Genomic DNA, 7,224 nt, shown 5'->3' with positions numbered 1-7,224 from the left:
ATTCTTATTTTTCGCATATTGTTTTTTCCAAGTAGTAAAAAACTGATAAAGAATGAGTAATGTTTGGACGAAGAAAAACTATATCCCTTAAAAATAATGATATATTCCAAAGAAAATTTTGAATAAATACAGTTAGGCATGATGTCTTGGCATTGTGGTCTAAATGTGTGTGAATAATGAAAAGGACATTCAGATGTCAAAATGCCCAAAAAAATATATTGTTGCTTTTGATCAGGGCACAACAAGCTCAAGAGCAATTGTTTTAGACCATGATGCTAACGTTGTAAGTATTGCTCAAAAAGAATTTACTCAGATTTATCCTCAGCCTGGTTGGGTCGAGCATGATCCTATGGAAATTTGGGCCACACAAAGTGCTGTTTGGGTAGAAGCTCTAGCTCAAGCAGGTATCAAGAGTGAACAAGTTGCAGCAATTGGTATTACAAATCAGCGGGAAACCACAATTGTCTGGGATAAAAAAACAGGTAAGCCGATTTACAATGCGATTGTTTGGCAAAGCCGACAGACAACAGAAATATGCAATCAATTGCATAAAGCAGGTTGGCAAGAATACATCCGAAAAACTACAGGTTTAGTGATTGATCCGTATTTTTCGGCTACAAAAATTAAATGGATTTTAGACCATGTTGAAGGAAGTCGTGAACGCGCTGAGCGAGGAGAGTTGTTGTTCGGTACTGTGGACACTTGGTTAATTTGGAAACTCACCAATGGTGCGGTTCATGTTACTGATTTTACCAATGCTTCGCGAACTATGCTTTTTGATATCGAAAAGCTTCAATGGGATGAAAAACTTTTACAAGCTTTAGACATTCCTAGAGCAATGTTGCCAGAGGTTCGTAGCTCATCAGAGGTTTATGGATATACACATACTATCAGTGGACAAGAAGTAGGTATTCCAATCGCAGGAATTGCAGGGGACCAACAAGCTGCACTTTTCGGACAAATGTGTGTTGAGTCGGGCCAAGCAAAAAATACTTACGGTACAGGCTGCTTTCTCTTAATGAACACAGGTAAGAAGATTGTTCGTTCAGAACATGGATTGCTGACTACTATTGCATGTGGTGCGAGCGGTGAGGTGAACTATGCCTTGGAGGGTGCCGTATTTAATGGTGGTTCTTGCGTACAGTGGTTACGCGATGAGTTAAAGGTCATTAAGAACGCTAAAGAATCTGAGCTTTACGCAACACGTGTAAAAGATAGCAATGGGGTATATGTCGTTCCTGCATTTACAGGATTAGGTGCACCGTATTGGGATCCGACAGCGCGTGGAGCAATTTTTGGACTTACTCGTGGCGCTAGTATTGAACATATTATTCGTGCAACTTTAGAGTCTATTGCTTTTCAAACTCGAGATGTTTTAGATGCCATGCAGCAAGATGCAGAAGAAGAGCTTCGCACACTTCGAGTTGATGGTGGAGTAACCGAAAATAATTTCTTGATGCAATTTCAGGCCGATATTTTAGCAACACCAGTAGAACGTCCAATAATGAAAGAAACTACAGCTTTGGGTGCGGCTTTCCTTGCTGGACTAGCGACGGGTTTCTGGCAGGATCTACATGAATTAAGGGATAAATCTGCTATAGAAAAGGTATTTGAACCAAAATTGTCTTCTGAACAATCCGAGCTGATTTATAAAGGATGGCTCAAGGCAGTTAAGCGTAGTCAAAGTTGGGCTGAGGATTGATCTGCTATTTAACTAGTTGAATTCAATAGTAGGGTAATCAATTAACGGTTAAATACTTGGTTATTTAAAATTGATTATTCTACTTTTTTGATTGTTGTTTCATCAATTTGATGTTTTAATTTTTATAAGATCAACAATAAAAAGAAATGAGAAATGAAAGTACAGGCTAATGATTATTCAAAAATATATGACATTGCCGTGATTGGTGGCGGTATTAATGGCGTCGGTATTGCTAATGATGCAGCAGGCCGTGGACTATCGGTATTTTTATGTGAAAAAGATGATTTAGCGAGTCACACCTCATCTGCTAGCAGCAAATTAATTCATGGTGGATTGCGCTATTTAGAGCATAAAGAGTTTCGCTTGGTTAGAGAGGCTTTGGCAGAGCGTGAAGTGCTATTGGCTAAAGCTCCACATATTATTAAACCCATGCGTTTTATTATGCCTCATCGACCACATTTACGCCCTGCATGGTTAATTCGTGCAGGACTGTTTTTTTATGATCACTTGGGAAAACGAGAAAAATTATTAGGTTCGAATCTTATTTACTTCAGAGAAGATAGCCCTTTAAAACCAGCTATCACGCGTGGCTTTGAATATTCTGACTGTACTGTAGATGATGCACGTCTTGTAGTGTTAAATGCACTACAAGCCAAAGAGCAGGGTGCTACAGTCGTGACACGAACACGATGTGTTAGGGCTTATAAAGAACAAGAACTGTGGCATTTGGAACTACAAAGTGGAGTTGAGTTTTATCAGATACGTGCAAGAGTTTTAGTGAATGCAGCTGGCCCTTGGGTTGAAGAAATTATTAGTGAAAACCTAAATTTAAAATCGCCTTATCAAATCCGATTGATCCAAGGTAGTCATATTGTTGTACCAAAATTATATGACTGCCATAAAGCCTTCATTATGCAAAATGAAGATCGACGCATCGTGTTTGCAATTCCATATTTGGAAAAATATACACTGATTGGTACGACAGATCAGGAATATACAGGTGATCCACAAAAGGTAGAGATTACCGATGTAGAAATAGATTACCTCTTAACAGTGACAAATTCACATTTTAAAAAGCAGTTAACTCGAGCTGATATTGTAAGTCAGTACTCGGGTGTACGTGCGTTATGTGATGATGAGTCTGATAATCCTTCAGCCATTACCCGTGACTACACTTTGGCACTACAGACTGAACATAAAAAAGTACCTTTGTTATCTGTATTTGGTGGCAAGATCACGACTTACCGAAAATTGGCAGAAGCTGCTTTAGAAGATCTGTCTCCATTTTTTAGTGGCATGGCAGAGGGGTGGACTGCAAACGAGCCTTTACCAGGGGCTGAAAACTGGACAACCTTAGATGATTTAACGCATCAGATTCAGTCACGTATAAGTGGAGTGTCTGAATCACTTGCTAACCGTTGGGCGCATGCATATGGCACGAGAGTGTGGAATATGCTTCAAGAGCGAAATGCATTCGAGCAATTGGGTCAGAATTTTGGACATGATTTATTTGAATGTGAAGTTAAATATTTATGTGAATATGAATGGGCGAGTGCTGCTGAGGATATATTGTGGCGTAGAACTAAATTAGGTCTAGCATTTGATGAAAAACAAGTAAAAGTATTAGAAGCTTATTTATCTGAGCGTCGACAAAAAGATGATGCCGCATAATAAAAAAGGCCGCACATAGCGACCTTTTTTATATTTAGCAATTAGAAGCCAGTTTTTACAGCTTCAAGTAAAGCTGCTTGACGTTCTTTTAATGCTTTAGGTAAGCGATCACCGAGTTTATTAAATAAATCAGTGTGGCTTTCAATTTCAGTAATCCACTGATCTTTATTTTGAGCTGTGATGAGGTCAAACTCTTCTTTAGAGAATTCAGTACCTTGCCAGTTCAAGTCGTCATATGTTGGAACAAGACCAATTGGTGTTTCAACAGCATTTGCACGACCTTCACAACGGTCAATGATCCACTCAAGAACACGCATGTTTTGACCGAAACCAGGCCATACGAAGTTGCCTTCAGCATCACGACGGAACCAGTTTACGTTGAAGATTTTTGGTAATTTATTACCGGCAGCTTCAGCTTTTGTACTTACTTCTTGACCAATGTTTAACCAGTGATCGAAGTAGTCAGCCATATTGTAGCCAGCAAATGGAAGCATCGCGAATGGGTCACGACGAACGATACCTTGTTGACCAACAGCAGCAGCAGTAGTTTCAGAACCCATAGTTGCAGCTTTATATACACCGTCAACCCAGTCGAAAGCTTCAGAAACTAAAGGAACCGTATCTGCACGGCGACCGCCGAAAATGAAGGCAGAAATTGGAACACCAGCTGGATTTTCCCAGTCAGCATCAATAGAAGGACATTGACCAGCCGCAACAGTGAAGCGAGCATTTGGATGCGCTGCTTTTTCACCATTTACGTGAGGTTGACCTTTCCAGTTTGTTAAGTTTGTTGGAACTTCTTTAGAAAGACCTTCCCACCATACTTGACCGTCTTCAGTTACCGCTACGTTTGTATAGATAACATCTTTATGAAGAGTTGCCATACAGTTAGGGTTAGTCTTGGTATTTGTACCAGGAGCTACACCGAAGAAACCAGCTTCAGGGTTAATCGCATATAAACGACCATCTTCACCTGGTTTGATCCAAGCAATATCGTCACCTACAGTTTCGATTTTCCAACCTTCATAACCTGCTGGCGGAATTAACATTGCAAAGTTTGTTTTACCACATGCAGACGGGAATGCTGCAGCGATGTAGTGTTTCTCGCCTTGAGGATTAGTTACACCAAGAATAAGCATATGTTCAGCTAACCAACCTTGTTCGCGTCCCATGACAGAAGCGATACGAAGAGCTAAACATTTTTTGCCAAGTAATGCGTTACCGCCGTAACCAGAACCGAAAGACCAGATTTCACGAGTTTCTGGATAATGAACGATATATTTTTCAGGGTTACATGGCCAAGCAACATCTTGTTGACCTTCAGCAAGTGGAGCACCTACTGTATGTACACAAGGAACAAACTCGCCGTCTGTACCTAATACGTCATAAACTGCTTTACCCATACGTGCCATTTTACGCATGCTAACAGCAACGTAAGGAGAGTCAGTTAACTCAATACCGATATGAGCAATGTGGCTACCTAAAGGACCCATTGAGAAAGGAACAACGTACATTGTACGGCCTTCCATTGAGCCTTCAAATAAACCATTTAATTTTTCACGCATAACAGCTGGGTTTTCCCAGTTGTTTGTCGCACCAGCATCTTCTTTATTTTGAGAGCAGATGTAAGTACGGTCTTCAACACGTGCAACGTCAGATGGGTCAGAATTTGCAAGATAAGAACCAGGATGTTTTTCTTGGTTTAATTTCTGCATGGTGCCGTTAGCGATCATCAAGTCGATTAGACGTTGATACTCTTCTTCGCTTCCGTCACACCATTCGATTTTTGCTGGTTTGGTTAAGTTTGCAATTTCTTCAACCCACGCGATAAGCTTAGGATGACGAACGAATTCTGGTGCGTTCACTGTGGTCATGGTGAGGCCTATTCAAAATATGTACAACGTACAAGTCATTCATTGAGAGGTACAATGAAAGATCAAATAAAAAAGTGGCTGTATTAAAGCACAAAATCATAAAAAAAATAAGACTAAAGACTAAGAAATAGATATTTTGATTTTTAAATTTTTTATCAATAAAATCATATTGTTATTGTTTTTTACAATATCTTATTCGTCATATTTTTATGTTGTATGTATGTTATTTATATTATTTATTTCTTTAAAAATCATGCACTTGATTCATAATTTTTTCTTGAGAATTATTATTGATTATACAAATGATGTTCATTCGAAATTTACATAAAGAGACTTTTATTAGGCGTTTTTATATACAATATTTATGATGAATCCCTCCAAGATAATAAAAATGCGGACTTTAAAACCTCTCTCTATCATCTATAACCAAAAATCGGGTTTTCATGCGTCAAAACATGAAGATATGTATGAACAGTTAATGACTTTATTCACCGAATTTGGTTTTGAAATACAAGTTTTTGAATTGGCAGAAGATGTTTCTTTTGATGATTTAATGAGTCAAGTGATCCACCGGCATAGTCAAAATACAAATTTAGGTGTTGTTGTTGCAGCAGGTGGGGATGGAACCTTAAATGCGGTAGCATCAAAGCTTAGACATACCAATATTCCTATGGGAATTTTACCTTTGGGAACCTTTAATTATGTCGCTAAAGTTTTAGATATCCCCTTAGATTTGTTAGAAGCTGCTGAAGTTATCGCTACAGGTACACCACGCTCTGTACATATTGCGACAATTAATGATCATGTTTATTTGAATAATGCGAGCCTAGGGTTGTATCCATTATTTATAAAAAAACGTGAGCTTTATAATAAATACTTAGGGCGTTTACCTTTGCATGCCTATACCTCAGCTTTGGATGTTTTATTAAGGGAAAATAAATCCATGAAGCTTTCTGTGACAGTGGATGGAAAGAAATATCCAGTCAAAACGCCTTTAATTTTCTTTGGTAATAATCAACTGCAATTGTGTGATATGAAATTAAGAATTGCCGATTGTGCTGCACAAGGGCGGGTCGCTGGAGTGGTCATTACAAAAAGTGATAGGCTTAGTTTATTAAACATGTTGTGGCAATGGATTCAGGGCAAAGTCGAAGAGGCACAAGATGTTTATAGTTTTTGTGCAGACCATGTGGTGGTGGATTGTGCAAAAAGATCAAAACTTACAGTCGCATTAGATGGTGAAATAATAGAGATGAAAACACCTTTAAATTTCTCTGTAGAAAAGAATGCTTTAAATATTATGGTGCCAAATGCTGTTACATCTGTCTGATTTGCATTTTGGAACAGAAATCGAAGCATGTTTAGATGCGATCCGACTTTTTTGCACTCAACATAGACCTGAAGTCATTGTTGTAAGTGGAGATATTACTCAACGTGCCCGATATCAACAGTTTTATAAATGCCGTCAGTTTTTAGATAGTCTTAATATTCCTTACCTTGTAGTGCCTGGTAATCACGATATTCCGTTGTACCATGTCTGGAACCGTTTTTTTTCACCATTTACTCGCTACCAATATTTTTTTGGCCAGCTTGAACCAACTTTAGAAACTGAACATTTTTATATTGTTGGGGTGAATAGTATTCGCCGTCGTTATCATACTCGTGGACATATTTCGATTGAGCAAATTCAAACGACTTATGAGCGATTACAGCAAGGGCCAGCTGATAAAATCAAATTAGTTGTTTTCCATCAGCCTTTTTATACTCCACCTGATGATGAGCATGGTATTAAAGATTGTCCTGTATTAGGAAAAATGGCGCTCGAAAAATGGAGTACAACGGGACTATTTGGAATGTTACACGGGCATTTACATAAAACCGCTGTATATGATTTAACGAAAATTTATCAATTAAAGATAGATCATCCTATTTATGATATTCATGCAGGAACAGCAACTTCTAGCCGTTTACATTATC

General features: G+C 38.5%; 5 protein-coding genes. 4 read left to right on the top strand and 1 reads right to left on the bottom strand.

Going from position 1 to position 7,224, the window contains the following annotated elements; genetic code table 11:
- Positions 1-193 precede the first annotated feature (193 nt).
- Both glpK and glpD read left to right on the top strand, forming a co-directional pair.
- Positions 194-1,702, top strand: coding sequence for a glycerol kinase GlpK (glpK, locus tag HUN22_RS14455; RefSeq protein WP_174730688.1), 1,509 nt, complete (start codon positions 194-196; stop codon positions 1,700-1,702).
- 153 nt (positions 1,703-1,855) lie between these two features.
- Positions 1,856-3,373 (top strand): glycerol-3-phosphate dehydrogenase, encoded by a 1,518-nt coding sequence (gene glpD / locus HUN22_RS14450; RefSeq protein ID WP_174730685.1) that lies wholly within the window; start codon positions 1,856-1,858, stop codon positions 3,371-3,373.
- Between the two features lie 41 nt (positions 3,374-3,414).
- Here the strand turns inward: glpD and HUN22_RS14445 are convergent, their stop codons facing one another.
- The gene (locus HUN22_RS14445; protein WP_031949122.1) at positions 3,415-5,247 is read right to left on the bottom strand and encodes a phosphoenolpyruvate carboxykinase (GTP); all 1,833 of its coding nucleotides are present in this window, start codon (positions 5,245-5,247) and stop codon (positions 3,415-3,417) included.
- Between the two features lie 391 nt (positions 5,248-5,638).
- Here HUN22_RS14445 and HUN22_RS14440 point away from each other — a divergent pair, with 391 nt between their 5' ends.
- Both HUN22_RS14440 and HUN22_RS14435 read left to right on the top strand, forming a co-directional pair.
- Positions 5,639-6,577 (top strand): diacylglycerol/lipid kinase family protein, encoded by a 939-nt coding sequence (locus tag HUN22_RS14440; RefSeq protein WP_174730682.1) that lies wholly within the window; start codon positions 5,639-5,641, stop codon positions 6,575-6,577.
- Positions 6,558-7,224 (top strand): metallophosphoesterase family protein (locus tag HUN22_RS14435; RefSeq protein WP_174730679.1); only part of this gene is annotated, 667 nt, incomplete at its 3' end. The genes HUN22_RS14440 and HUN22_RS14435, both read left to right, overlap by 20 nt.

Source organism: Acinetobacter lactucae (assembly GCF_013344765.1).
GTDB lineage: Bacteria > Pseudomonadota > Gammaproteobacteria > Pseudomonadales > Moraxellaceae > Acinetobacter > Acinetobacter lactucae_A.
This window is presented reverse-complemented; position numbering and strand designations above follow the sequence as displayed.

What these genes read in the sequence shown, in the direction of transcription:
- HUN22_RS14440 (WP_174730682.1), top strand. Translation starts at nt 5,639, where the DNA reads ATGCGGACTTTAAAACCTCTCTCTATCATCTATAACCAAAAATCGGGT.
- glpK (WP_174730688.1), top strand. Translation starts at nt 194, where the DNA reads ATGTCAAAATGCCCAAAAAAATATATTGTTGCTTTTGATCAGGGCACA.
- glpD (WP_174730685.1), top strand. Translation starts at nt 1,856, where the DNA reads ATGAAAGTACAGGCTAATGATTATTCAAAAATATATGACATTGCCGTG.
- HUN22_RS14445 (WP_031949122.1), bottom strand. Translation starts at nt 5,247, where the DNA reads ATGACCACAGTGAACGCACCAGAATTCGTTCGTCATCCTAAGCTTATC.